We start from the raw sequence: 24,264 nt of genomic DNA, 5'->3' as shown, positions 1-24,264 counted from the left end.
ATGAAAACCTTTTCCATCACCTTACTCCTCATCTTAAGCTGTTTTATCAGTTTTAGCCAACACATCGATGAACCGATGTCCACCAAAAAGATGAAAAAAGACCTGGAGGTGTTTCTCAACTAAGACTTTTTCTTCCAAATGCTCACCTCAGACTTTTGCACTTCAAAGCTTCTGCTCGATTTTCTGATGGGATACGTCAACCCCAAAGGCTCAGACTCCAGTCTAAAGTGTTCGTTCAAGATATGACTTATGCCATCGATTGACCTCACAGGTTCTCCGTCTTTTTTGAAGCCTCCGGGCCAGTTTTCCAACTGGCTTTTGCTGGTATCCCAATCGTAGGTAGACCCTAAAATCAAAGTTCCGCCGGCGCACAGTCGCTCGTGGATCATACTCAAAAATGCTTTAGGTTGACGAATGTCTTCCAGCAGATTCATAGCTACAATCACATCATAACCGGTGTATTGTTCTTTGAGCTTCATCACATCATCCTGCATAAATTGAAGGTGATCCAAGGTGTTGTCCAGTTTCAAATCTTTCAGAAGGATATCCTTAAATACAGATAATTCGCCTTCATCTGTGATGACATACCTCAGCAAGCCATTCTTCTGTAATTCAATAGCCGGACGGATAAACCGCGCCGATGCATCTATGGCCATCACTTCTTTGAAAAGCTGAGAAGCTTCAAAAGCCAAACGGCCTGTGTTGCAGTTGAGGTCCAGTAGTCTTTTATCAGTTGGATTTTCAATATGGTTTTTCAAAACTTCCAGCACCTGTAGAGGCAGTTTGGTCATGCCCAAATAGTCCTCGCCATAATTCTGCTCGCAGGAAATGGTGACTTCTTCATCGGTTTCATAACTATCCACTCGAATTTCAGGTTCAAATTCAGATTCGACATAGCGAAAGCCTGCATGCTGATAGAAATGCCGTCTAAAAGCATAACGAGCATTCAAGGTCGCTTCATTTCCAGTAGAGATCCAGGAACCACCTTTGATGAGGTTATGCTTCCCATCGAAGGTAGGCGTGGAGAAATCATCGTACAAGGGATGTACTTTAAAGCCAGGATAACCCGTTATTGGTGTTTCTGTCCATTGCCAAACATTTCCTATGACATCGTAAAAGTCTCCGAAAGGAAATTTGTTGACAGGACAAGATGAGCTGTAGTGTTCCAGGTTGACGTTTCCGGGCGCTACCTCCCAATCTATTGCATCCTGTACTTTAGTCACTTCCACCAGCTTATACCATTCGGCTTCTGAAGGGAGGCGAAGCTTTTTACCGGTCTTAGCAGATTTCCAGTTGCAAAAAGCTTTTGCTTCCAAATAGTTGATTTCTGCAGGGAAGCTCCATTTCATAGGAACAATCTGCGTCATTAAGCGTAACTTGTAGCTGTTGTTTTCCTTGATCCAGAATTGAGGATGCTCTGCTTGTTTATAGGTGCACCAGGACCAGCCTTCCTCGGTCCACCATTGCTTATTTTGGTAGCCTTTAGCTTCAATAAATTCTAAAAATTCAGAGTTGGAAACCAAATATTTTGAGGCTTTAAAATCTTCTACCTGTTCTTCAAAACTACCGTACTCTAAGTCCCAGCCGTAAAGTGGATGATTTTCGGTTTTACCTAATTGTATTTTTGAACCTTCAACGTCGATCAATTCATTAGCGACAATTACCTGATCCTCATCACAGATGTTGGAGAAAATCCCTGTTTGCAGTTTATCAACCGGGAGCTGCCTGATGAGTACCGAAGACGTTTCGATATGAATGTTCTGGTGTTCAATTCCCATGATGATAGGCCAGAAGGGGTTTTCCCAATTGATAGGCAGCGCCAGAGGCAATTCTTTAATAAGTTTGGTAATCTCAGCTTTAACCGTTCTTCGGTATTCCCGTACTTCGGTTACTGTAGGCCAGTCGTAATTTTCTTGGTTAAGGTCGTCCCAGGACATTTCGTCGACGCCTATGGCAAAAATCGACTCAAAATGAGGGTTGATATGCGAAGGTAAAAGTCCGGCCAATACCAGTTTGTTTACAAAAAACACACTGGTGTGGCCGTAATAAAATATGATAGGATGACGAAGTGGATCTGCTCTCATGTAGAAGGCCTCTTCGTCTTTTAATGTGTTGTAAAGTTGAGTGTCCAGCTCAAAAGTTCTGTTGAAATAATCAAGAATTTCCTGACGTTTCTCTTCTGGATTTCCTTTAACTAAATGAGGTGTTTTAATATTGAATTCTTTCATAATCTGCATTAATACGACTTAACCATATAGTGTTTTTCCATTTCGAAAGGCGCTTTAGTAATCGGTTTAAATTTTTGTTGAATGATGCTTCCACAGTCTTTAAATCCTGAAGATTTATATAGATTGTAGGCTATTTCATTTTTGCTCCATACCCTGAGCAAAACATGGGTTATACCAGGGCTTAATGTAGCTTCAAATTCTTCAAATAAACCTTTACCAAGTCCCCTACCACGAAACTTCTCATCGACCAGAACTTCGGCAATGTATAGGGTTTCAGTATCTGTATATTTTTCTTTGATGTGAGAAGGGCGTTCCTCGTCAAAACTCGGCGGAGTCGCAATTAAGGCGGCTACAACCTGATCCTCTGAAAAGCCTAAAATTGCGTAGCCTTTTTCAAACAGTTCATGAAGATATGATTCTGCATCTTTAGTAGTTATATGCTGTGCAGAAAGCCCTTTGGTAAAAGCATCCAGATAAAGACCTCTAAGTTGTAAACTCAGATTGGGATAAGTCGCTTTGGTGATTTTTTTGTAAATTATCATTAGCTGTAAAATTATGTTTAAAGATTTTCAAACAAGTTTCTATTTTTATTAAAAATTCATTAATTAAATTTACAAGGTCTTTCTTTAAATTAAAGTGAAAATGGTGCGATTAAAAGTCTATAAATTCTCTGCTACACTATCGAAATTCGGTATTGGCTTTGGGGTAGTAATTTTATTGCTTGGAATTGTAACTACTGTTAAATCATTTTCTAATGAATTCAACACAGAGTTTCCTTCCGGAGACTGGAATGCAGTCTTAAACATAATTCAAGGCATAGTTTTTATAACTTTAGGAACAGTTAATCTTACAAAAGGTAAATACTTTATTGAATGGGATGACAATCAGCTTAGATTCTTACTTCCAGACACCAAAAAACTCGAAATAATAGACTTCGACGATATAGAGTCGGTCAACATAAAACTATTTGAAATCGAACTGCAACTCGACAATCGAAAACGAACACTGGATTTGAATACCCTTAAAGACGATGATTTAAAGAAGATAAAAGCTAAATTTGACACTCTCCAGAAAACTTAAGTCTGGCTTCGGGACAAAAAAAAATCACCATTATGAAAATCAATAAAACAGGATTTTACGCTTTAAATGCCATTTTGATTTTGACAATAATCTTTGGCCACTATGAACTTGTAAGTATCAATACTCTGGTTGCTGTCTTTGTTACTCCTGCTTTTATAGTGGCTGTATCTTTAGCTTATAAAAGCAGAAAAGAAAAGTCTAAAAATCAATAAATACCTTTTCAATGAGCATTTTACAGAATAGAATTTTAGGGATAGCAGTTTTTTTTATTGGTCTAATCATGACTTCTTCAAGTCTAGAATTTAAAGGATCTGGTTTTATAGCTGGAGCTTTAATGGGTATTGGTATAGGTTTTATATTCTTCATTAAAATTGCACCAAAGAAGAAATAAATCAGCTTTAAATTCAAAACGGAGATAATTTTTTAATCTCAGCGGTTAGTCTTTCACCTCATTTAATATCTTCACTTTGTGAAAGTTTCAAAGCCTATTCTTCCTATTATTGTTTTTGCACAGTTTTGTTGTACATCACTGTGGTTTGCCGGTAATGGAGTCATGAACGAGCTGGTTGCCAATTTTGAGCTTTTGCCAAGCGCTTTAGGTCATTTAACTTCCGCAGTTCAGGTAGGGTTTATAACTGGAACTTTAATTTTTGCAGTTTTAAGCATTGCAGATCGATTTTCGCCGTCTCGTGTGTTTTTTATGTCTGCTATAATAGGCGCCTTGTTTAATTTGGCTATCATTTGGGAAGAACATACTCTGTCAACTTTGCTTATCTGTCGGTTTATGACGGGTTTCTTTTTAGCCGGAATTTACCCTGTAGGTATGAAAATCGCTTCAGACTATTACCAAAAAGGTTTAGGTAAATCGCTGAGTTTTTTGGTGGGAGCTTTAGTAATTGGCACAGCATTTCCTCATCTTCTTAAAGATATGACGGAAGCTTTTCTTTGGAAATCAGTTCTGATTGTAACTTCTATACTTGCCGTTGTGGGGGGTGTATTGATTTTGCTAGTTGTTCCCGATGGACCTTATCGCCAGGCGAGTCGAAGTATAAGGCTTTCAGCATTTTTTAGGGTTTTCCACAACCGTAATTTTAGATCTGTAGCTCTTGGTTATTTTGGACATATGTGGGAATTATATGCTTTTTGGGCTTTTGTCCCCATCATTTTACAAACCTACCAGTTGTCCCATCCCGAAGTTACATTCAATGTCTCATTACTATCATTTCTTATTATTGCTGTTGGAGGTATATCCTGTGTTTTTGGAGGTTATTTGTCACAAAGGATCGGTACCAAATTCACGGCGGCTTTAGCTTTGCTTTTGTCATGTGCTTGTTGTTTGATTTCTCCATGGATGCTTGGCACAGAAAGTGAAATTTTATTTATAGGATTTTTACTGGTATGGGGCATGTTTGTTATAGCAGATTCTCCACTTTTATCTACACTTGTTGCTCAAAATGCTCCAGTTGAGCTTAAGGGAACGGCACTTACTATAGTCAACAGTATTGGTTTTGCTATTACAATTGTGAGCATTCAACTTCTTAATGCTCTAAATGTATGGACAAACAGTACTTTTATTTACACCGTTTTAGCTTTCGGTCCAATTTTGGGTTTAATTGCTTTAAGAAAAAAGATATAAACAAGTTCTGAATCTAGTACTTTCACACCTTATTTTATACGGTCATTTTCTTATTCAATTTTACCAAAGTTTTAAAGTCTATTTTACACGATAAGAGCTTTAAAAGAATTTAATTTGGAGCTGTTTTATTTCAGTATGCTAAAAATTGCTTTTCATCCCATTTACAAACATCCTTTACCAGAAGGTCATCGGTTTCCTATGGAAAAATACGATCTCTTGCCAAAGCAGCTTTTACACGAGGGGACTTGTGAGCAGGAGAATTTCTTTCGGCCAGAGATTCGCGAAGAAAACGAAACCTATATTCAATCTGTCCATACTTCAGAATATTTGGAGGAGTTGTACAGTATCAGTATTGAACCACGAAAGGCAAGAAAAATAGGATTTCCTCTATCTTCAGCATTGGTAGAGCAATTGTAAAAAATCATTGCCCCCCGCTGCCCCTATGCTTCTAAAGCTCTTGAAGCTCAAGAAAAAAACTTTTGTCACCCTGTCCCGACGTTTCGGGACGTTTCAGGGTCTTTTTTTATGCTGATTTTGCCAGCGTCAACTTAATAGGTTTCGATATATTTCCTAAAGCCGCATCTTAATTTTAGACTTTCAGGGCTATACAGATGAGTAGACAAAGTTAGTTTGATTTTGTGATGAGCAGCCTCAAGCATTAGAGTTTGATGACAACATATAGCTATTTTTCTTAATAGCCATTTTTAATTTTAAGTCAGTAGTTTGTGAAAGCTTTATAAAAACAAAGTTTAATAATTACTTAAATTAGGGTTTAAACTTAAAATTTGATAAAAATGAAAGATTTACAAACCACCGATGCAAAAGCACATTCAGAAAATATACGTTCTGGCCTAAAGGAATTGATCGATCACTTGAAAAAAGATATTTCTATAGTAGATGACCCAAAAGCAAAAGCTCTTTTTGAAACTTCAGCCGAGGTGCTAGCGGGTTTAAGTACAGCTTTCTCACATTATGAAGAAGGAAAAGAAGAAGCCTGGAAATAGATTCTGCATCATTTAAAACAGTTTAATATCGCTACAGGAATGGGCATTCGCCTATTCCTAGCATTCTTCACAATTCAATTTGGACTTTTTACATTTGAGTTTTATAGAATAAACCCAGACTCTTTTAATTTTCATCAGCTTACAGATGTTATCAAAAAGAGAAAAAATATTACTTTATTATATTAAATAGATAACCATGAAAGAAGCCATCAGATTCACCGCTGTTTTCATTTTAATTTTTGCCTTATTGATAAGTGCATTCATATGGCCTGTTCCAGGTTTTATAGTGCTTGCTGTATCATTATTGACAATTGGGTTATATGATTTATTTCAAAAAAAGCACACCGTACTCAGGAACTATCCTGTTTTAGGACACATTCGATATTTACTGGAAATGATAGGTCCTGAATTTCGTCAATACTTTGTTGAATCCGGCACGGATGCAAAACCAATCGATAGAAACCATCGGACATATGTTTATGAACGCGCCAAAGAGCAAACCCAGACGCATCCTTTTGGTACCGAACTGGATTTGTCCAATGACGAATATAGATGGATGCAGCACAGCATGTATCCTGCAAAACGATTGGATTCTCCACCGCGAGTTAAAATTGGTGGGAAAGAGTGTAAGCAACCTTACGAGGCCAGCATTTTCAATATTTCTGCGATGAGTTATGGTTCATTGAGCAAACACGCCATAGAAGCCTTGAATATAGGAGCAAGAGAAGGCGGCTTTTTTCATAACACTGGTGAAGGTGGAATCTCTGACCACCATTTGAAAGGTGGAGATCTGGTTTGGGAAATAGGCACAGGATATTTTGGCTGTCGAGATGAGGAAGGGGGTTTTAATTCGGAAGCATTTAAAAAAAATGCGAACAGGGATGAGGTGAAAATGATTGAACTTAAGATTTCCCAGGGGGCGAAACCTGGTCACGGAGGAGTGCTGCCCGCAGTTAAAAATGACAAGGAAATAGCAAAAATAAGAGGGCTGGAGCCTCATACCACCATCGTTTCACCGCCAGGTCACGCTGAGTTTGATGATGCTGAAGGTCTACTTAATTTTATCAAGAAGTTGCGGGATTTATCCAAGGGGAAACCTGTAGGATTTAAACTTGCCCTGGGAAGTAAGGAAGAATTCTTCGAAATTTGTAATCAAATGAAAGAAACAGGGATTAAGCCCGATTTCATTACAGTAGATGGCGCAGAGGGAGGAACAGGAGCAGCACCGATAGATTTCTCAAACTACGTGGGGATGCCCTGGGAAGATGCGCTTATTTTTGTTGTGGACACCCTTAGAGAATACAATTTAAAAGAAGAAGTAAAGGTTATTACAGCTACAAAACTATTTACGGCTTTTGATATTTTTAAAGCCTTATGTATTGGCGCAGATGTTTGTAACTCTGCACGAGGAATGATGCTGGCTTTGGGTTGTATCCAGGCCATGAAATGCAATACAAATGAGTGTCCAACAGGTGTGGCCACCAACGATAAAAGACTTGTCCGCGGTCTGGTCGTTTCCAAAAAATGGAAACGCGTACGGAATTATCAAAAAAATATTATTGAGGATTTTTTAGATCTATTGGCTGCTTCGGGTTGCAGTTCAATCGATCAACTGAAGCGAGCATTTATTTATAAAAAAATCGAACACGGGTGGTCCGCTTATGATAAAATTTCAGAAAAGATCAAAGTGTAAACCATGTGGTGAAATTCTGTTTTATGAGTTAGTAGAATTACCTTTAATGACTATTAAAAAAAACCACAGCTAATTTTTTTTCCAATTTTACCAAAGATTTAAAAGGCATTAGAGCAGAGATGCGCTTTAAAAGCATTTATTTTGGGGCTGTTTTATGTCAATATGCTAAAAATTGCTTTTCATCCTATTTATAAGCATCCTTTGCCAGAAGGCCATCGTTTTCCTATGGAAAAGTACGATCTCCTGCCTAAGCAATTGTTGCACGAAGGAACTTGCGAACCTGAGAATTTTTTTCAGCCAGAAATTCATGAAGACATTGAAAAGTACATCAGGTCGGTTCATACTTCAGACTACTTAGAAGAACTCTACAACATTAGCATAGAACCTCGCCTAGCGAGGAAAATCGGCTTTCCGTTATCATCTGTTTTAGTAGAGCGTGAACGCATCATTACCAACGGAACCATTCAAGCTTGTGATTATGCTTTAGAATACGGAGTTGCTATGAATATTGCGGGAGGTACTCATCATGCTTATACAGATCACGGCGAAGCCTTTTGTATGTTGAACGATCAGGCCATTGGCGCGCAGTATTTACTTCAGAATAAACTGGCCAAACAAATTCTTATAGTCGATCTGGATGTGCATCAAGGCAACGGCACGGCAGAGATTTTTCAAAATGAGGATAAAGTCTTTACTTTTTCCATGCATGGGAAAAGCAATTATCCCTTCAAAAAAGAAACCTCCGACCTGGACTTACCAATGGAAAATGACTGTGGTGATGAAGAATATTTGAAAGCGCTAAAATCCACATTACCCCAGATAATTGATCGCGTCAAACCCGATTTTATATTTTTCTTATCTGGAGTGGACATTTTGAGCACCGACAAATTAGGCAAACTAGGCTGTAGTGTGGAAGGCTGTAAACGCAGAGATGAGTTTGTGTTTGAACAATGCTTAAAACACGACATCCCAGTTGAAGTGAGTATGGGTGGAGGCTATTCTAAAGACATCAAAACCATTATCGATGCCCACGCTAATACCTATCGCACCGCTCAGTATATGTATTTTTAACAGTGGTTAGGTAGTCAAAAATGATTAATTAGTAATTTTAAATTCAAAATTATTAATTAGCCGAGTTAGTAGCCGATGCCAATAATTTTGAAACTATAAATATGAAATAGAAAATTTGAAATAGAAAATTTGAAATTATTTGTGCTTCCAGCTAAACCCTTTAAGCATCAAGGCTGTTCTAAGAATATCTTTTTGGCTTACTATACCTACAATCTTTCCATCTTCTACCACTGGAAAGCGACGTCTTTTAGATTTTAAAAACAATTGCGCAGCGTCAAATAAATTTACGTCTGGTGAAATGACATCCACTTCTCTTGACATGTATTTTTCAACACTTGTGTCTTCCATGGGCATATTATAATACCGACTTTCAGAAATTTGTTTGACGCAATCTCCTTCTGAGATTATACCAATCACGCATTTTCGATCGTCTACAACTGGACCGCCAGAAACTCTGAATTTAATAAGCGTTTCTACAACTTCTATAATACTTTGGTCTTTTGTAAATAAAATCATGCTTTTAGACATGCAATCTCTCACAGTAATTTTTTCTGCTTTTACATTTGTTTCGCCTACCTGGTTTCCTTGAAAATTCTTTATACCCATAACTGATTATTTTGCATTAATTTACTTATAAAAATAATGATATAGCAATAATATAAGTTAAATATAGAAATAAAATTAATTATTTATACTGAGCTTGCATTACTTCATTCCAGGTTGCTTTATTTTATAATCCGTCTTTTCTTTATTTTCTTTTACCATTGCTTTTACGTTTTCCAGTAGCTGCTTCGCATCATAAATAATTCCGTCTTTAATGGTGTATTTCACTCCACCCACTCTAGTCACTTCATTATCTTCGGTCAGTTTTATGGCGCCTGTACCGTAAAGAACTTTCAGGTTTTCCAATGGATTTTCTTCTACAATGACAAAATCGGCGAGTTTTCCTACTTCAACAGATCCAATTCTATCTTCCATGCCCAATGCTTCAGCACCATTAAGGGTGGCTGACATCATAATTTCCAGAGGATGAAAACCAGCTTCTCTCAGCAATTCAAGTTCACGAACGTAAGCAAATCCATAAAGCTGAAAAATAAACCCGGAATCCGATCCTGCAGTAACGCGGCCGCCTCGATTTTTATACTCGTTGACGAAGGTCATCCATAAGTCGTAGTTTTTCCTCCAGGTCGTTTCTTCTTCCGTTCCCCAGTAATGCCAGTAAGAGCCATGCGATATTTTACTAGGTTGGTAGAACTCCCATAGTGACGGCATTGTATATTCATCATGCCATTCAGCTCTACTTGTTCTCATCAAATCCCGATTTGCTTCATAGATATTGAAAGTAGGATCTATTGTAAAATCGAGTTCTATCAACTCATTCATCACTTCGTTCCACTTTTCAGAATAAGGCGGTGCCGCTTGTTCCCATAATTTCCCTGCTTCAGAAAAACGATCCTGCTCATTATTGTAATTATAATCCAGTTTGTAATGTTGAACTGTCCTGTCTGTAAACAAGGCTTCCGGTAAACCATACCAATGTTCCATACTTGTAAGACCAGCTCTGGCAGAATTTAGAACGTTCCATCGAGCAACATTCATTTGCGCGTGGTGCATTGCAGAACGTAATCCTAATCTTTTATTTTCCTCAAGTGCAGCCTGCATGATTTCTGGCCTAGCTCCAAAAAACTTAATACCGTCCGCTCCTTTTTTAGCATTATCTCTCACCCATTTTCTTGCCATTTCTGGAGAACTTATCTCAGACTTACTTCCTTGTCCAAAAGCAGTGTAAGCCAAAATCCTTGGAGCGGTGATTTCGTTTTTAGCAGACTTTTTCTTGTGTTCCAGCACCCAATCCAGTCCATTTCCTGCTGAAGGGTCACGAATTGTAGTAATTCCGTGAGCCATCCAAAGCTTAAAGACATATTCTGCGGGAGTACCTTGAGCTTCTCCTCCAATATGCCCATGCATATCAACAAACCCAGGCATTAAATACATTCCTGAAGCATCGAGTTCCTTACCTCCGGATTTAAGCTGAGGTCTTTTACTTTCATCGATTTCCACACCAGGATAACCTACGGTTTTGATTTTCACAATTTTATTTTGTTCTACAACAATGTCTACCGGTCCAGTGGGTGGAGCTCCATTTCCGTTGATTAATGTTGCTCCTCGAATAATCAGTTGTGCCCAAGGCCCTTCTCCTTCTGTTCTTTCTGGAGCACTTTCAATTTGTGACCAAACAGGAATTTGAATCAACAAAACACATAGCGATAGTAATAACTTTCTCATAAATTTATCTTTTCAAAAAAAATAAAGGTAAGAAAGTTTAGGAGGACAAAAACTAGCTTTTGGACTAGTAATAATTTCAGGTGTTTAATCCAGTTAAAGACTAAGATCATAAGTAACTACTCTCTCTCTTTTTCTGAATTTAATATTGCTAGTTTAAATTTTTGAGATAATTTTTAAGACATTTAAGTTAAGTTGATAGCTTTCTAGAGAGCTTTAAAGTTAACTTTGTAAATTATCAAAGAATATATTTTTTAGAATGGCTAAAAGAAAAAAGGAATCTGATCTTCCCAAGGTAAAACTCAACAAACAGAATCTAAAGGAGTCCTTACGTCTTTTCTCATATATTGGTCCTCACAAATGGAAGCTCATCTTAGGGATGATTTTCTTAGGGTTCACTGGTCTTACGGCCTTACTTTTTCCCAAGTTGATGGGAGATCTCATAGAAACGGCAGATTTTACCTCAGAAGAGATCAATAGAATGGGACTCATTCTGTTGGTATTGTTCACTGCGCAGGCAATTTTCTCTTTCTTCAGAGTGGTTTTATTTGTGAATGTGACAGAAAATATGCTTTCTGCAATAAGACAAGACACTTACAATACTTTGATAAAAATGCCAATGCAGTTTTTTTCTTCACGACGAGTAAGTGAATTGAACAGCCGCGTAGCCGCAGATATTTCTCAAATTCAAGATACGTTTACTACCGGTATAGCTGAATTTTTAAGACAAATGATTATTGTTATTGGTGGAATTACAGCTTTATTTTTTACATCAGTAAAGCTGTCTTTATTGATGCTCGCAACAATTCCTATTTTTGCTATTGTGGCAGTGTTTTTCGGAAAGTTCATCAAGAAATTATCGAAAGAAGCTCAAGACAAAGTCGCCGATTCCAATACCATCGTTGGCGAAAGTTTGCAAGGTATTGCCAATGTAAAAGCCTTTACCAATGAAGCATTTGAAATGCTGAGGTATAAATTTGCGGTCAACGATATTAAGAAAATTGCCATAAAAGGAGGACTTGCTCGTGGAGCTTTTTCTTCATTCATCATTTTCTGTATTTTCGGAGCTATTGTACTATTGGTTTGGTATGCTGTAAAACTTCAAAACGTTGGCGAGTTGAGTCAGTCTGAATTGATTACCTTTATTCTTTATACCATCTTTGTAGGTGCATCCATTGGCGGTCTGCCTATTCAATACGCGCAAATCCAAAAAGCGATTGGGGCAACAGAACGTGTTTTTGATTTGATTGACGAAGAGCCTGAAATTATTGAAGAGGAATCTTCACCACAACCTATTCACGGAAAACTGAATTTTAAAAATTTAAAATTCGCCTATCCTACCCGACCAGAACTGACAGTGTTGAAGAACATAAGTTTTGAAGCTAGTGAAGGCGAAACTGTTGCTATAGTTGGTCCTAGTGGCGCAGGAAAATCGACTATTGCCTCATTGATTTTAAGATTCTACGAACCACAGGAGGGCCAAATGCTGCTGGACGATATACCCGCTTCCGAGTTTACACTGCATGACTTAAGAAGCCAGATGGCGATTGTACCACAAGACATTTTACTTTTTGGGGGCACCATAAAAGAAAATATCGCTTACGGTAAACCAGAAGCTACCAACGAAGAAATCCTGGAAGCGGCCAAAAAAGCCAATGCTCACGATTTTATCATGTCGTTTCCGGAGCAATATGAAACCATTGTAGGAGAAAGAGGCGTTCAGCTTTCCGGAGGCCAACGCCAGCGTGTAGCTATTGCCAGAGCTGTGCTCAAAAACCCAAAGATTTTAATCCTTGATGAAGCGACAAGTTCACTGGATTCAGAATCAGAAAAACTGGTTCAGGAAGCTTTGGATCATTTGATGAAAGGCAGAACTTCTTTTGTGATTGCTCACCGGTTATCGACTATCAAAAATGCAGACCAGATTTTGGTTTTGGAAAATGGAGAGATTATTGAAAAAGGGACTCACGCCGATCTTTTGGAAAAAGAAAATGGACTTTATCACAAATTGATTCAGTTGCAAATGGAGCTTAATTAGCTCTAATTTTTACTAAATCATAAGTTGAAATTCTATTCAAAAATATAACTAGATTAAATTCAGAAGAAAATCACTTTTGTTAAGTATTGCTTATCCGTAATTTTATACTTTAGAATCTTTCAAATCTTAACACAGAATCACTATGTCACCACTCAAAACGTCTTTTCCCAAGAGTAAAATGAAAATTGTTCTCTTAGAAAGTATAAGTCAATCTGCAGTTGAATCTTTTAAAAAAGCTGGTTATACCCAAATTGAGCAGTATTCTGGTGCTTTATCTGGTGAAGAATTGGATGAAGTGTTGAAAGATGCTAAAGTGGTATGTGTGAGGTCCAAAACACAACTGACAGAGGATGTTATTAAAAAAGCAAAAAAATTGGTTGCGATTGGTTGTTTCTGTATTGGAACCAATCAAGTAGATCTAGACGCGGCCAATAAGGCTGGAGTTTGTGTCTTCAATGCGCCATTTAGTAATACGCGGTCTGTAGCGGAGCTAGTCATCGCTTCTGCCATTATGTTGATAAGACGTATTCCAGATAAAGATAAGGCGGCTCATGCTGGAGAATGGGATAAAGATTCTACAAATGCTCACGAAATTCGTGGGAAGAAACTAGGCGTTGTTGGTTACGGACACATTGGCTCTCAGGTTTCTATTTTGGCTGAGGCTATAGGACTGAAGGTATTTTATTATGATGTTGAAAATAAATTGCCGCTTGGCAATGCAGAAGAAGTTGAGGATTTAAAAACTCTGGTTGAAGATTGTGATATTATCACGCTTCATGTTCCAGGAAATAATGGAACTAAGCGTTTATTTGACGAGAAGAAATTAAATTGGTTTCAAAAAGGTCAATTATTGATAAATATGAGTCGGGGAGATGTGGTGGATATTGAAGCTTTGAAAAAAGCTTTGAAAGATGGACGAATAGGCGGAGCTGCAGTGGACGTTTTTCCTGAGGAACCGAAAAATAAAACTGAAAAATTCACCTCACCACTTCAGAATGTTTCTAATGTGATTTTGACACCACATATTGGCGGTTCTACAGAAGAAGCACAATGGAATATTGGTCTTGATGTTTCTGGTAAACTTATTAAATACATTGAAAGCGGGGCAAGTATTGGAAGTCATTCTATTCCAGAATTGTCATTACCAAAAATGGAAGACACACACAGAATTCTTCATATTCACAAAAATGTATCTGGTGTGCTTTCTGAAATCAACTCCAAAATATCTAAGTTGGATGTCAATATCCTGGGGCAATACCTAAGCACCAATATTGATGTGGGCTATGTTGTACTTGATATAGCGAAGAATGACTCTCTGGACACCTTAAAAGAGCTTAAAAAGATAGACAATACTATAAGTGTTAGAATCCTTTATTAGGATTTCTTTTCATCTTTGGTTTTTATATCTTCATTAGGTTGATGTTTTGGCGGCCATATAAATACGCTAGGCGTGTTTGAAAAATAGGTTAATACAGAAAGTGTAATGGCTGAAAATTCTGTAAAGGGAATTCGTCTAGACCTAAAAGCCAAGGCTATTGACAGGCCAAAACTTACACTAAAGTTCATCAGTCCGATAAGGAAAATTCCAAGAAGTGACCAGATAATCATTTCTGTAGTGAGAGAGAAACCAGAGCCATACATTCCTAAGGCGAAATTTCCACTAGAAAAAGCAATATGGCGAATGTCTAGGTTAAGGCCGAAAAACACACCTATAGAAGCGGTACTTCCCATAAACACACCAAACCAAAAGTTGGACATAATACCCGCCCATTTGTTTTCAACAAATTTGGCTAGCTTTAAAGCAAATTTTTTGCTGAATTTTCTCTTGAGGTAAGGGTGCCTCCCTATTCTGGAATATACATTATTGAATTTGTTTCTATTCGAAATTCCACCGGCAATTATACCAGAAATAAATAAAAATACACCAGCTATCGCAGCGTGAAGAATGGCAAGAGAGGTCACTGGATTTAATTTATGAATTAGCTTATCCCATTTGGCTTCGGGAATATTGTAATCCAAATTGATGTCAACTAAATAAACAACCAACATAGCCACAGGAAAGGCCATAATGATATTGCCTATAAAAGCCACAAATTGAGAGCGAAACACTTCAGAAAATAGCTTGGCAAAGACCTGGTGCTTGGTTCGTCTTGAGCCACCTTTTTTCATGCCACTTTCTAAAGCAGACACAAGTGTAGAAGCTGTCATTGCTGGCTGTTTGGTAGCCAAAGTAAACCCAAGAAGGTAAAGAATGACAAAACCTATAGAGTAGTTCATACTGTAAAAGAAGGCTTCACCAAAACTGCTCAATTCCAGTTTTGATATTAAGACTTTTGAAACACACAAAAGCCCCACAATAAGACCACCTCCTCCAGAGGTCAAAAGCATTTTGAAATAGCCTTTTTTATTATTGGTGATATAATGCTGTCCAGTTTTGGCTGTCTGCTCAGTAATTTCATAAGACAGAAGACGAGTACCTTCGTCAAAAAACTTACTTAAATTATTTTTATAGCAGTTATGCTTGATAAGACACTTCCCGAGATTTATAGTATTCTCCCGCAGGTCATTTTTATCCTTACCCGATAAAAAAGGCAGGCTCACTTCTATTCTTAAAAGTTGCCTTTTGATACGCATCAAGTCTTGATTGACCCTAAGTGAAATACCAAACTTTCTACTGTTTTTAAAAGCTATACTGACGTAATCTTTGCACTGTTGCAATAAGACATTAAGATGTTTGAAATCTTCATCCTCGGGATCTATAAAATGAGAATCATCGTTTAATATTCGTTCCTCAATCTGACTTAATTCTTTTTGAAAGGCGAGAAATGGACTATCTAGATTGTTGTATTCAGGAGTCATTCTCATCACTTTAGTCTCTAGTACGTTACCGCAAATTCTAGAAGCCATGATTTCTAAAGCAAATAAAACTTCAGACAATGGAGAACCTATTTCTACTGAAGCCTGAATGGGCTTAAATTCTAAAAGTTCAAAAAGAATTCTAAATTCGTTAGGGTCGATTAGTTCTACCCAATCGGTATCATCTGCTTTGTAAAACACCTGATTCAAAATGTATTCTAACCTGTCTTCTTCAGGTTGTTTTGGTAATATTTTAGCAAAGAGTTTTTCTTTTATTTCAAAGAAAAAATCAGATTCTTCAGGGATTCCTGCATCACTTATAAGGGAATAAAAACTTTTCTTTTTTAGTAAAACATTAATGTACTTGGCAAACTGTTTTCTATACTCATTGTTCTCTTCAAGTAAATGAATTAAAACAATTAAGGAAACAGGCTTTTCTTTATCTATATTATTTGGTCAGAAGAAATGAACCAGTTTGGCAAGTAAATCTACCTGCGCAGATATATTTTCCCAAGACTCATCTTTGAAATAAGTCTCAAATAGATTATTTAAATCCTGTTTTTTATCAGCCATGGTTAGTTAAAGTACTAATTTTATTTGCTTTAAAGTATAAAGCAGATAGATTATCTTGTTTTTAACCAACCAGTGATACTAAGTCGTTCTTCGTTTATGACCTCTTTTACTTCATGTTCTAGGCGTTGACTTTCAAAAATGACAACTCTACCTGGTAAAGGATGTACTATAATTTCTGGTAAGTTTTCTGGGTACAATGCTAGCTCGCCACCATTGGTAGTTTTCCAAGTGTGATCGTTGAGGTAGCAAACCATAGAAAGCTTACGTCTATCGTCATTTTGAAACGTATCTATATGTCTTTGATAAAATGTGCCTGCAGGATAAACTGCGTAATGAAATTCTTGATGTAAAAGACCCATAAAACAGGTTTTGTTCAAGTAATTTTTAAAATCGCTGATACATTCAAAAAATCTTTGTTCCACATAATCTGCTTTCTGTTCATCAATCCATTGGATATAATCTCCACGGATAGTTTTCTCTATAGATTCATTGACTTTATTACCAATAGCGGCTTTTTTTAGACCACTTTGATTATACAGAGCTTTAATTTTTTCTCTTAAAAGGTCAACCAGATGTTCTTCAATAAAAGAGTCGCAAATAGAAAATCCTTTTTCCAAAATATCAGAAATGATGTTTTCATACAGAGGATTTTCCTCAAAAGAAATAGACTCGGTCAAAAGTGTTTTAGTCATTAATAGTCGTAAAAGTTCAGTCTTTAAATTTAGCTTATAAAATAATAATCTGATATTATTTTTTCATCGATTAATTTCTAAATCAATTTTTTAAATCCAGTACCTTTGCAATAATATTTGAAATCATGGCAAAAATTAGAATTACAAAACAATTTACTTTTGAAACCGCTCACGCGCTCTACGGATATGACGGGAAGTGTAAAAACGTTCATGGACATAGCTACAAACTAGATGTGACAGTTATTGGAGAACCCATCACAGATATGGATAATGTGAAATGTGGAATGGTCATTGATTTTGGGGATCTCAAACGAATTGTGAAGACTGAGGTTGTAGACATTATGGACCATGCTATTTTACTCAATAAAAACACGCCACATTTAAAGCTTGCGGAGCATTTGAAATCTTCTGGACATGATGTTGTATTAGTAGATTACCAGCCTACAAGTGAAAATATGATAGCCGATTTTGCTAAAAAGATTTCTAGAAAACTAGATAAAAATATCATGTTACACTCACTCAAGCTGAGAGAAACAGGAACTGCTTTCGCAGAATGGTATGCTAGTGATAATGCTTAGAAATCTATTTTAAACTTTGAATTAGCATCTTCCTCTTCTTCTGATGATTCATCACAGTCAATCTGAATACTTAGGTCATCAGGTTTTTCGAACTCTTCCTTGGAAACGTTGAGACTTTCATCAGCGTAAACGTCTTTCATATACATGCCCCAAATCGGCAAAGCTAAAGTAGCTCCCTGTCCGTAAGCAATTGTTGGAAAATGCACACTTCTATCTTCTCCACCTACCCAGACGCCAGTAGCAAGGTTGGGTACCATACCTATAAACCAGCCGTCACTTTGATTTTGAGTAGTTCCTGTTTTTCCAGCGATTGGATTTTCAAAAGCATAAGGATATCCGGTCACGGCTCTCTTGTAGGCTTCCGTGTTTTTTGCATATTCAGAATCGAGTCTTAATCGTCTACCCGAGCCAAATTCAGTTACTCCTTCCAAAAGTTTTATTGTGACAAAAGCAGATTCTTCACTCAATACATCACGACTTTGAGGTTGATGTTGATAGAGAATAGTTCCATTTTTATCTTCTATGCGTTGTATAGCATAAGGTTTTACATAAACGCCTTTGTTTGCAAATGTGCTGTAAGCAGACACCATATCATATACACTTATATCTGCTGTTCCCAAGGCTATGGCAGCAACAGGGTCTATTCTTGAAGTGTCAATACCCAATTTATCAATCAAACTGATTACACTTTCTGGCCCAGTTTTATTTATAACTCTTGCAGTAATGGTATTGATAGATTCTGCGAGAGCCTGTTTCAAAGTTTTTACACCACCATAATCGTCACCACTATTGGAAGGTGTCCAGTCCTCCGTTACTCCGTGTCTCCCTTTTGGAATGGTAAAAGGAGTATTAGGATATTGATCACAAGGAGACAGGTGCAATTGATCTATAGCAGTTGCATAGACAAATGGTTTGAAGGTAGAACCGACCTGTCGTTTAGCTTGTTTAACGTGCTCGTATTTAAAAAATTTATAATTCACACCGCCTACCCAGGCTTTTATCTCACCAGTTTGTGGTGTCATGGACATCATCCCAGTATTCAGGAATGATTTATAATATCTAATTGAATCTTTTGGCGTCATCAATGTATCAATAGGACCTTCCCAGGAAAACAGGCGCATCTCTCTTTTTCTATTAAAGGTTGCCATAATAGAATCTTCTGCTATTCCTCTTCGTTTCATGGTTTTGAAACGATCAGAGTTTTTCATTCCTTTCTGAAGAATCTTTTCTATTTCTGAAGCATCAATATCTCTAAAAGGAGCTGTTGTATTATTCTCATTTTGACGATTAAATTCCTTCTGAAGTTTTTTGAGATGTTTTTCAACTGCTGTTTCGGCATAAGTCTGCATTTTGAAATCTACAGTTGTATAAATCTTCAATCCATCTCGATACATACTAAATGAACTTCCGTCTGGTTTTGGATTATCGTCTATCCAGTCTTTCATAAATTCTTGAACGTATGCTCTAAAGTAAGTAGCAATACCGTCATCGTGTTGCTCTGGAGAAAAGTTGGTGCCAAGAGGTAACTTTTGTAATGAGTCTTTTACACTTGTAGTTATAAACTCATTTTTCTCCATTTGTCTTAATACCTGATTTCTTCTTTGTTTAGAATTATTTTTAAATTGATCTTTAACAGGATTATAGAGAATTGGATTTTTCAACATTGCTACAAGCGTAGCAGATTCTTCTAATGTAAGGTCTATAGGTTCTTTTGAAAAATAAATTCTAGAAGCAGAACGTATTCCAACAGCTTGATATAAAAAATCAAACTTATTGAGGTACATGGTAATTATCTCATTTTTAGTATATTGTTCTTCCAGTCGAATAGCGATTACCCATTCTTTTACCTTCTGTATAATTCTATTGAAAGTCCCGCTTTTATTAGGGTCTGTGAATAGAAGTTTAGAAAGCTGTTGAGTAATTGTACTTGCGCCACCTTTCTCTCCAAGATAAATAGCAGCTCTCAAAGTTCCTCTTGCATCTATTCCGGAATGGCTATAAAATCGTTCATCTTCTGTTGCAACTAGTGCGTTGACCAGATGATCTGGCAGATCTTCATAATTTATGGGCGTTCTATTTTCTTTAAAATATTTACCAAGAGTTTGCCCATCTGCAGAAATCACTTCGGTAGCCAGATTGGTTTCTGGATTTTCAAGCTCTTCAAAAGTCGGCATTGGGCCCAATGCGCCCCAGCTAGCTAGAAGAAAAATAAAAACGATACTTAGAATTCCTATAAAAAACAATATCCAAAAGCCAAGAATATATTTTCTGAATCCCTTTTTTGGTGATGATGTTTTACTCATAATAATTTAAAAAAAGCATTAATTTTCAGCCTGTTTGGTTGTCTCCAAATGTATGCCAAAGTCCATTATTCCCTGCAACGTATCTAGCGCTTCTGTTTTTCCAAATTTACGCATAGCGTGCTTTACTTCTACTGTGTAGTTCCCTTTTTCAGTAAAAACTACATTTGATTTATACCATAATTTACTCTCTTTTACACTTCCAAAACCATTACCCATGAGTTTTCCGTCGGGATAGGCCATTTCATATTCCAAAGTGTCTCCAATCTGTTTTCCATTTGGAAAAGAAATATTTGCAATTAGGTATAAATTACTGAATTCGTAGTCTTGATTCACTCTGGTATTAAAAAATAAATGATAAGGTTTTATAGTGTCCGGTGCTTTAAAGTTAAAGACCAAAGTATCCGATTTTGACCAGCCATCGGAAAAACTTTCATATTCTGAAAATATTATATTTTCCTTACAACCAACAAAACAAATACAAAAGCCAACTAGGAGATATAATTTATGAGTTCGCATTGTTCTTTTTCGACTTCTTATGTTTACTAGATTTTCTTTTGTTTTTCGTTTTTTTTCGTTTTGGTTTATCAAAACGGGTTAAACTATCTTGACCAAATGAATTAGAAAACTCTGTCTTTTCAGTAGCAACTTCAGAGGTAAATTCCTCTAGACTTGCCACAGGGTTTTTCTCTCGTTGTGCTTTCAAAATCACTTTTACAGCGTCTGTATCCAGCTCAATCCAGTTGTTGTATTCTTTTTCGTAAGCGTACCAAAGTTTTCCTTTAAAAATGTCAATTTTCTGACAAACGGCATCACCTTTCTGGGTGGTTAATTTTTGATCTTGTCTTGGAAAATCTTTCAATGCTTCAAGATAAGTATCTAATTCATAATTGAGGCAACACTTTAATTTTCCACATTGTCCAGCAAGTTTAAGTGGGTTTAGTGATAATTGCTGATATCTTGCTGCAGAAGTTTTCACGGTCCTAAAATCAGTTAACCAGGTAGAACAACAAAGCTCACGACCACAAGAGCCAATGCCTCCAAGTCTCGCTGCCTCTTGTCTAAATCCAATCTGGCGCATCTCAATTCTGGTCTTAAATTCGTAAGCAAATTCTTTAATCAGTTGTCTAAAGTCCACACGCTCTTCTGCTGTGTAATAAAAAACAGCCTTGGAACCATCGCCTTGAAATTCGATATCGCTTATTTTCATTTTCAGATTGAGGCGAATAGCGATCTGCCTGGCTTTCACCTTCATTGCATCTTCGCGTTCTCTGGCAGTTTGCCAAACGTCAATATCCTTTTGAGAGGCTTTTCTATAAACTTTGCCCACTTCATTAGAAGTAGGATCTGTATTTTTCTTTTTCATCTGTACTCTTACCAATTCTCCGGTAAGCGTAACAATGCCAATATCGTGACCTGGAGAAGCCTCAGTGGCAACTATATCTCCAATGGAAAGCGTCAAATTTTCTGTGTTTCTAAAAAATTCTTTTCTACTATTCTTGAATCTAACTTCGACGCAGTCAAAAGCTACCTGATCTCCAGGCAGCTCTACATCAGATAACCAGTCAAAAACCGTTAGTTTATTACATCCATCTGTTCCGCATGTCCCGTTATTTTTACAGCCTTTAGGTTGGCCATCCTTTCCGGTCGAGCAACTGCTACATCCCATAAATTATATATATTGAAGCGCTTCTTAAATTAAAACGCTGAAGATTAATTATTCTTATTTAGAAATTCAAAGATACCAAATAATTACTAGAGACATTATAATGCTTTTTCCGACTTATTCTGAATTTAATAGCGTGTAGATTTAGTTTTTTCGATCTTTGCTTCAAAAATTAAATTAGCTTGAAACACCCCATATACATCAACGGTTTCGGATCCATTTCTGCTTTAGGTCATGATCAAGAAACAATCTTGGAGAATTACCAAAATGACTCTACCCACTTTTCAAAATTGGAATGGGAAAATACCTCTGTCCTAGGCGCAAGTCTTTTTGTATCTTCTTCAGAAAAAATCGAAAAACTCTCTCAGGAAAACACCAGATATAAAGATTTGGATAAGTCTGTGCTCATGGCGATGCATTCGGCTAGAAAAGCGATTGCTGGATTGAAATTTCAACCCCGATCTACGGGAATCAATATTGGTTCGTCTCGTGGTGCTACAGCCTTATTTGAAAATCATTATAAAGATTTTCTGGAAGGTAAAAAACTGTCACCATTGACTTCTCCTACGACGACTTTGGGAAATATTTCATCTTGGGTAGCTCAAGATTTGGGTGTCGATGGCCCTAACATAAGCCATTCTATCACCTGTTCTACAGCTCTGCATGCCATGCTCAATGCCAAAGCCTGGTTGGAAGCCGGAATGTGCGATATGTTTTTAGTAGGCGGTTCTGAAGCGCCACTTACAGAATTTACAGTTGCTCAAATGCAAGCTTTGAAATTATATTCAAAACTTGAAACTGAATTTCCATGTGAAAGTTTAAAGTTGGACAAACTTGAGAATTCCTTGATTCTTGGAGAAGGTTCTGCGACGGCTGTCATGTCAAAAAATCCAGAAAACGCTTTGGCTCAAATCACAGGGTTTGGTTATGCTACGGAACAAATCACTCACAATATTTCTATTTCTTCGGATGCTAAATGCTTTCAGAAATCTATGAAAATGGCATTGGAAGAAGCTGGGAAAACTGACGTAGATGCTGTGGTTCTTCACGCTCCAGGCACCAAAAAAGGAGATCAGGCAGAGGTGAGTGCCATTCAAAAAACATTTCAAGAAGTTCCCTTACTCACCACTAACAAATGGAAGCTAGGTCACACCTTTGGTGCTTCAGGAATGTTGAATATCGAAATGGCTTTACTGATGTTGAACACAGGCGAATTTTTCGAAAATCCATTTTATAAACAACCCAAATCTTCAAAACCTATTCAATCCGTTTTGGTGAATGCCGTAGGATTTGGCGGGAATGCAGTGAGTATTTTGCTAGAAAAACCTAAAATTTTATAATTAATTTGACTCAAATATTTTTCAGAATAGATAATACAACTAGTTTTTTCTATTTTTGAATCATTAAATAATATACCATGACAAGAAACGACTGGACTAAGGAAGAGATTTTAGACATTTACAATAAACCTTTAATGGAGCTGCTATATGATGCAGCAACCGTACATAGAAAACACCACGACCCAAATAAAGTGCAAGTTTCAACTTTGTTGTCTATTAAAACTGGCGGTTGTCCAGAAGATTGTGGCTATTGTCCACAAGCGGCTCGTTATCATACAGATATTGAAGGAAATGATTTGATGAGCGTTTCTCAGGTGAAAGCGCAAGCTTTGAGAGCAAAAGCTTCAGGTAGTTCTAGAGTTTGTATGGGTGCGGCCTGGAGGAATGTGAAAGATGGGGAAGAGTTTGACAACGTTCTGGAAATGGTGAGAACTATCAATAAACTAGACATGGAAGTTTGCTGTACTTTGGGAATGGTGACAGAAAATCAAGCACAACGTCTTGCTGAAGCTGGACTTTATGCTTACAATCATAATTTAGATTCTTCAGAAGAATATTATAAAGAAGTAATTTCTACAAGAGGTTACCAGGATAGATTGGACACAATCGGTAACGTCAGGAAAAGTAATGTGACTGTTTGTAGTGGAGGCATTATTGGTATGGGTGAATCTCTTGATGATAGAGCAGGCATGTTGGTCGCTTTGGCAACTTTGAATCCTCAACCAGAATCTACACCGATTAATGCACTGGTACCTGTTGAAGGAACGCCTTTAGAAGAACAACAAAAAGTATCCATCTGGGAAATGTTGCGTATGGTAGCGACGACTAGAATTGTAATGCCAGAAACACAAGTAAGACTTTCTGCTGGCAGAACTGATATGAGTAGAGAAGGTCAGGCGATGTGCTTTTTTGCTGGTGCTAATTCTATTTTTGCAGGTGATAAATTATTGACCACGCCAAATCCTGATGTAAACGAAGACATGGAAATGTTCAAATTATTAGGACTTGAGCCTCAAAAACCATTTGAGAAAAAATCTCAGCCACAATCGGTTTCAGCAGAAGAATCACAATACCAACCTCTTGGCGAAAAGCCAAAATGGTCAAGACCAGGTCATACGATAGAACGTAATGTCGAGGCAAAACAAAAGGCTAAGACTAAAATTTAGTTTTTTTTAAACCTATTTTTAAGTTGCAATAAGCTTCATTTTGGTTAATCCCAAAATGAA

22 protein-coding genes and 1 pseudogene are annotated in these 24,264 nt (G+C 37.1%); 14 read left to right on the top strand and 9 right to left on the bottom strand.

Features of this window, described 5'->3' with window-relative positions; translation table 11 throughout:
• Positions 1 to 123: a hypothetical protein gene (locus ACFQ0R_RS04360; protein WP_379657154.1), complete on the top strand. Its 123-nt coding sequence runs from the start codon at positions 1 to 3 to the stop codon at positions 121 to 123.
• Here the strand turns inward: ACFQ0R_RS04360 and ovoA are convergent.
• Together ovoA and ACFQ0R_RS04350 are read right to left on the bottom strand one after the other, a co-directional pair.
• The gene (gene ovoA / locus ACFQ0R_RS04355; RefSeq protein WP_379657153.1) at positions 120 to 2,228 is read right to left on the bottom strand and encodes a 5-histidylcysteine sulfoxide synthase; all 2,109 of its coding nucleotides are present in this window, start codon (positions 2,226 to 2,228) and stop codon (positions 120 to 122) included. The two genes, ACFQ0R_RS04360 and ovoA, sit on opposite strands and share 4 nt — an antisense overlap.
• A gap of 8 nt (positions 2,229 to 2,236) precedes the next feature.
• Positions 2,237 to 2,770 carry a GNAT family N-acetyltransferase gene (locus ACFQ0R_RS04350; RefSeq protein WP_379657152.1) on the bottom strand — a complete coding sequence of 178 codons (534 nt, stop codon included), beginning with the start codon at positions 2,768 to 2,770 and terminating at the stop codon, positions 2,237 to 2,239.
• A gap of 100 nt (positions 2,771 to 2,870) precedes the next feature.
• On the opposite strand from ACFQ0R_RS04350, the gene ACFQ0R_RS04345 reads away from it, so the two are divergent.
• The 8 genes and pseudogenes from ACFQ0R_RS04345 to ACFQ0R_RS04310 all read left to right on the top strand — a co-directional run bounded on the left by ACFQ0R_RS04345 (position 2,871) and on the right by ACFQ0R_RS04310 (position 8,712).
• Positions 2,871 to 3,308, top strand: coding sequence for a hypothetical protein (locus ACFQ0R_RS04345; RefSeq protein ID WP_379657151.1), 438 nt, complete (start codon positions 2,871 to 2,873; stop codon positions 3,306 to 3,308).
• A 32-nt stretch (positions 3,309 to 3,340) separates the two neighbouring features.
• Positions 3,341 to 3,520, top strand: coding sequence for a hypothetical protein (locus ACFQ0R_RS04340; RefSeq protein ID WP_379657150.1), 180 nt, complete (start codon positions 3,341 to 3,343; stop codon positions 3,518 to 3,520).
• 11 nt (positions 3,521 to 3,531) lie between these two features.
• Complete coding sequence (locus ACFQ0R_RS04335) at positions 3,532 to 3,699, top strand: hypothetical protein (protein ID WP_379657149.1); 168 nt, start codon at positions 3,532 to 3,534, stop codon at positions 3,697 to 3,699.
• A gap of 78 nt (positions 3,700 to 3,777) precedes the next feature.
• A complete protein-coding gene (locus ACFQ0R_RS04330; protein WP_379657148.1) occupies positions 3,778 to 4,944 on the top strand; it encodes an MFS transporter in 1,167 nt (388 codons plus the stop codon).
• Between the two features lie 135 nt (positions 4,945 to 5,079).
• A pseudogene (locus tag ACFQ0R_RS04325) lies at positions 5,080 to 5,355 on the top strand (histone deacetylase); the annotation flags it as partial.
• A 383-nt stretch (positions 5,356 to 5,738) separates the two neighbouring features.
• Positions 5,739 to 5,948, top strand: coding sequence for a hypothetical protein (locus ACFQ0R_RS04320; RefSeq protein ID WP_379657147.1), 210 nt, complete (start codon positions 5,739 to 5,741; stop codon positions 5,946 to 5,948).
• Positions 5,949 to 6,144: 196 nt separating this feature from the next.
• Complete coding sequence (locus ACFQ0R_RS04315; RefSeq protein ID WP_379657146.1) at positions 6,145 to 7,641, top strand: FMN-binding glutamate synthase family protein; 1,497 nt, start codon at positions 6,145 to 6,147, stop codon at positions 7,639 to 7,641.
• A 162-nt stretch (positions 7,642 to 7,803) separates the two neighbouring features.
• Positions 7,804 to 8,712: a histone deacetylase family protein gene (locus tag ACFQ0R_RS04310; protein WP_379657443.1), complete on the top strand. Its 909-nt coding sequence runs from the start codon at positions 7,804 to 7,806 to the stop codon at positions 8,710 to 8,712.
• Positions 8,713 to 8,847: 135 nt separating this feature from the next.
• Here ACFQ0R_RS04310 and ACFQ0R_RS04305 read toward each other — a convergent pair whose 3' ends face one another.
• Both ACFQ0R_RS04305 and ACFQ0R_RS04300 read right to left on the bottom strand, forming a co-directional pair.
• Positions 8,848 to 9,318, bottom strand: coding sequence for a CBS domain-containing protein (locus tag ACFQ0R_RS04305; RefSeq protein ID WP_379657145.1), 471 nt, complete (start codon positions 9,316 to 9,318; stop codon positions 8,848 to 8,850).
• A 99-nt stretch (positions 9,319 to 9,417) separates the two neighbouring features.
• On the bottom strand, positions 9,418 to 10,998 hold the full coding sequence (locus ACFQ0R_RS04300; RefSeq protein WP_379657144.1) for an amidohydrolase family protein: 1,581 nt from the start codon (positions 10,996 to 10,998) through the stop codon (positions 9,418 to 9,420).
• A 256-nt stretch (positions 10,999 to 11,254) separates the two neighbouring features.
• Between ACFQ0R_RS04300 and ACFQ0R_RS04295 the strand changes: the two genes are divergently transcribed.
• The gene (locus tag ACFQ0R_RS04295) at positions 11,255 to 13,033 is read left to right on the top strand and encodes an ABC transporter ATP-binding protein (RefSeq protein ID WP_379657143.1); all 1,779 of its coding nucleotides are present in this window, start codon (positions 11,255 to 11,257) and stop codon (positions 13,031 to 13,033) included.
• A gap of 142 nt (positions 13,034 to 13,175) precedes the next feature.
• Positions 13,176 to 14,411, top strand: a complete 1,236-nt coding sequence (serA, locus tag ACFQ0R_RS04290; RefSeq protein ID WP_379657142.1) for a phosphoglycerate dehydrogenase — start codon at positions 13,176 to 13,178, stop codon at positions 14,409 to 14,411.
• On the opposite strand, the gene ACFQ0R_RS04285 is transcribed toward serA, so the two are convergent.
• A complete protein-coding gene (locus tag ACFQ0R_RS04285) occupies positions 14,408 to 16,309 on the bottom strand; it encodes a recombinase (protein WP_379657442.1) in 1,902 nt (633 codons plus the stop codon). The genes serA and ACFQ0R_RS04285 overlap by 4 nt on opposite strands.
• 203 nt (positions 16,310 to 16,512) lie before the next feature.
• Positions 16,513 to 17,154, bottom strand: a complete 642-nt coding sequence (locus ACFQ0R_RS04280) for a 2OG-Fe(II) oxygenase (protein ID WP_379657141.1) — start codon at positions 17,152 to 17,154, stop codon at positions 16,513 to 16,515.
• Between the two features lie 125 nt (positions 17,155 to 17,279).
• On the opposite strand from ACFQ0R_RS04280, the gene ACFQ0R_RS04275 reads away from it, so the two are divergent.
• Positions 17,280 to 17,732, top strand: coding sequence for a 6-pyruvoyl trahydropterin synthase family protein (locus ACFQ0R_RS04275; protein ID WP_379657140.1), 453 nt, complete (start codon positions 17,280 to 17,282; stop codon positions 17,730 to 17,732).
• On the opposite strand, the gene ACFQ0R_RS04270 is transcribed toward ACFQ0R_RS04275, so the two are convergent.
• Genes ACFQ0R_RS04270 through ACFQ0R_RS04260 form a run of 3 tightly spaced genes read right to left on the bottom strand, consistent with a single transcriptional unit; the run spans position 17,729 to position 21,701 of the window.
• On the bottom strand, positions 17,729 to 20,035 hold the full coding sequence (locus tag ACFQ0R_RS04270) for a penicillin-binding protein 1A (RefSeq protein WP_379657139.1): 2,307 nt from the start codon (positions 20,033 to 20,035) through the stop codon (positions 17,729 to 17,731). The genes ACFQ0R_RS04275 and ACFQ0R_RS04270 overlap by 4 nt on opposite strands.
• 18 nt (positions 20,036 to 20,053) lie before the next feature.
• Positions 20,054 to 20,551, bottom strand: coding sequence for a gliding motility lipoprotein GldH (locus tag ACFQ0R_RS04265; protein WP_379657138.1), 498 nt, complete (start codon positions 20,549 to 20,551; stop codon positions 20,054 to 20,056).
• Positions 20,538 to 21,701: a PSP1 domain-containing protein gene (locus tag ACFQ0R_RS04260; protein WP_379657137.1), complete on the bottom strand. Its 1,164-nt coding sequence runs from the start codon at positions 21,699 to 21,701 to the stop codon at positions 20,538 to 20,540. The genes ACFQ0R_RS04265 and ACFQ0R_RS04260 overlap by 14 nt, the downstream gene beginning before the upstream one ends.
• Positions 21,702 to 21,880: 179 nt before the next feature.
• Here ACFQ0R_RS04260 and ACFQ0R_RS04255 point away from each other — a divergent pair, with 179 nt between their 5' ends.
• Together ACFQ0R_RS04255 and bioB are read left to right on the top strand one after the other, a co-directional pair.
• Positions 21,881 to 23,038 carry a beta-ketoacyl synthase N-terminal-like domain-containing protein gene (locus ACFQ0R_RS04255; protein ID WP_379657136.1) on the top strand — a complete coding sequence of 386 codons (1,158 nt, stop codon included), beginning with the start codon at positions 21,881 to 21,883 and terminating at the stop codon, positions 23,036 to 23,038.
• A gap of 77 nt (positions 23,039 to 23,115) precedes the next feature.
• Entirely contained in the window at positions 23,116 to 24,204 is a 1,089-nt protein-coding gene (gene bioB, locus ACFQ0R_RS04250) for a biotin synthase BioB (protein WP_379657135.1), read from the top strand.
• The last annotated feature ends 60 nt before the right edge of the window (positions 24,205 to 24,264 follow it).

Origin of the sequence: Psychroflexus salinarum, from assembly GCF_042677225.1 — a bacterium.
In the GTDB taxonomy this organism is placed as follows: Bacteria; Bacteroidota; Bacteroidia; order Flavobacteriales; family Flavobacteriaceae; genus Psychroflexus; species Psychroflexus salinarum.
This window is presented reverse-complemented; position numbering and strand designations above follow the sequence as displayed.

Coding starts and splice junctions, on each gene's coding strand:
- ACFQ0R_RS04360 (WP_379657154.1), top strand. CDS start 1: ATGAAAACCTTTTCCATCACCTTACTCCTCATCTTAAGCTGTTTTATC.
- ovoA (WP_379657153.1), bottom strand. CDS start 2,228: ATGAAAGAATTCAATATTAAAACACCTCATTTAGTTAAAGGAAATCCA.
- ACFQ0R_RS04350 (WP_379657152.1), bottom strand. CDS start 2,770: ATGATAATTTACAAAAAAATCACCAAAGCGACTTATCCCAATCTGAGT.
- ACFQ0R_RS04345 (WP_379657151.1), top strand. CDS start 2,871: ATGGTGCGATTAAAAGTCTATAAATTCTCTGCTACACTATCGAAATTC.
- ACFQ0R_RS04340 (WP_379657150.1), top strand. CDS start 3,341: ATGAAAATCAATAAAACAGGATTTTACGCTTTAAATGCCATTTTGATT.
- ACFQ0R_RS04335 (WP_379657149.1), top strand. CDS start 3,532: ATGAGCATTTTACAGAATAGAATTTTAGGGATAGCAGTTTTTTTTATT.
- ACFQ0R_RS04320 (WP_379657147.1), top strand. CDS start 5,739: ATGAAAGATTTACAAACCACCGATGCAAAAGCACATTCAGAAAATATA.
- ACFQ0R_RS04315 (WP_379657146.1), top strand. CDS start 6,145: ATGAAAGAAGCCATCAGATTCACCGCTGTTTTCATTTTAATTTTTGCC.
- ACFQ0R_RS04310 (WP_379657443.1), top strand. CDS start 7,804: ATGCTAAAAATTGCTTTTCATCCTATTTATAAGCATCCTTTGCCAGAA.
- ACFQ0R_RS04305 (WP_379657145.1), bottom strand. CDS start 9,318: ATGGGTATAAAGAATTTTCAAGGAAACCAGGTAGGCGAAACAAATGTA.
- ACFQ0R_RS04300 (WP_379657144.1), bottom strand. CDS start 10,998: ATGAGAAAGTTATTACTATCGCTATGTGTTTTGTTGATTCAAATTCCT.
- ACFQ0R_RS04295 (WP_379657143.1), top strand. CDS start 11,255: ATGGCTAAAAGAAAAAAGGAATCTGATCTTCCCAAGGTAAAACTCAAC.
- serA (WP_379657142.1), top strand. CDS start 13,176: ATGTCACCACTCAAAACGTCTTTTCCCAAGAGTAAAATGAAAATTGTT.
- ACFQ0R_RS04280 (WP_379657141.1), bottom strand. CDS start 17,154: ATGACTAAAACACTTTTGACCGAGTCTATTTCTTTTGAGGAAAATCCT.
- ACFQ0R_RS04275 (WP_379657140.1), top strand. CDS start 17,280: ATGGCAAAAATTAGAATTACAAAACAATTTACTTTTGAAACCGCTCAC.
- ACFQ0R_RS04270 (WP_379657139.1), bottom strand. CDS start 20,035: ATGAGTAAAACATCATCACCAAAAAAGGGATTCAGAAAATATATTCTT.
- ACFQ0R_RS04265 (WP_379657138.1), bottom strand. CDS start 20,551: ATGCGAACTCATAAATTATATCTCCTAGTTGGCTTTTGTATTTGTTTT.
- ACFQ0R_RS04260 (WP_379657137.1), bottom strand. CDS start 21,701: ATGGGATGTAGCAGTTGCTCGACCGGAAAGGATGGCCAACCTAAAGGC.
- bioB (WP_379657135.1), top strand. CDS start 23,116: ATGACAAGAAACGACTGGACTAAGGAAGAGATTTTAGACATTTACAAT.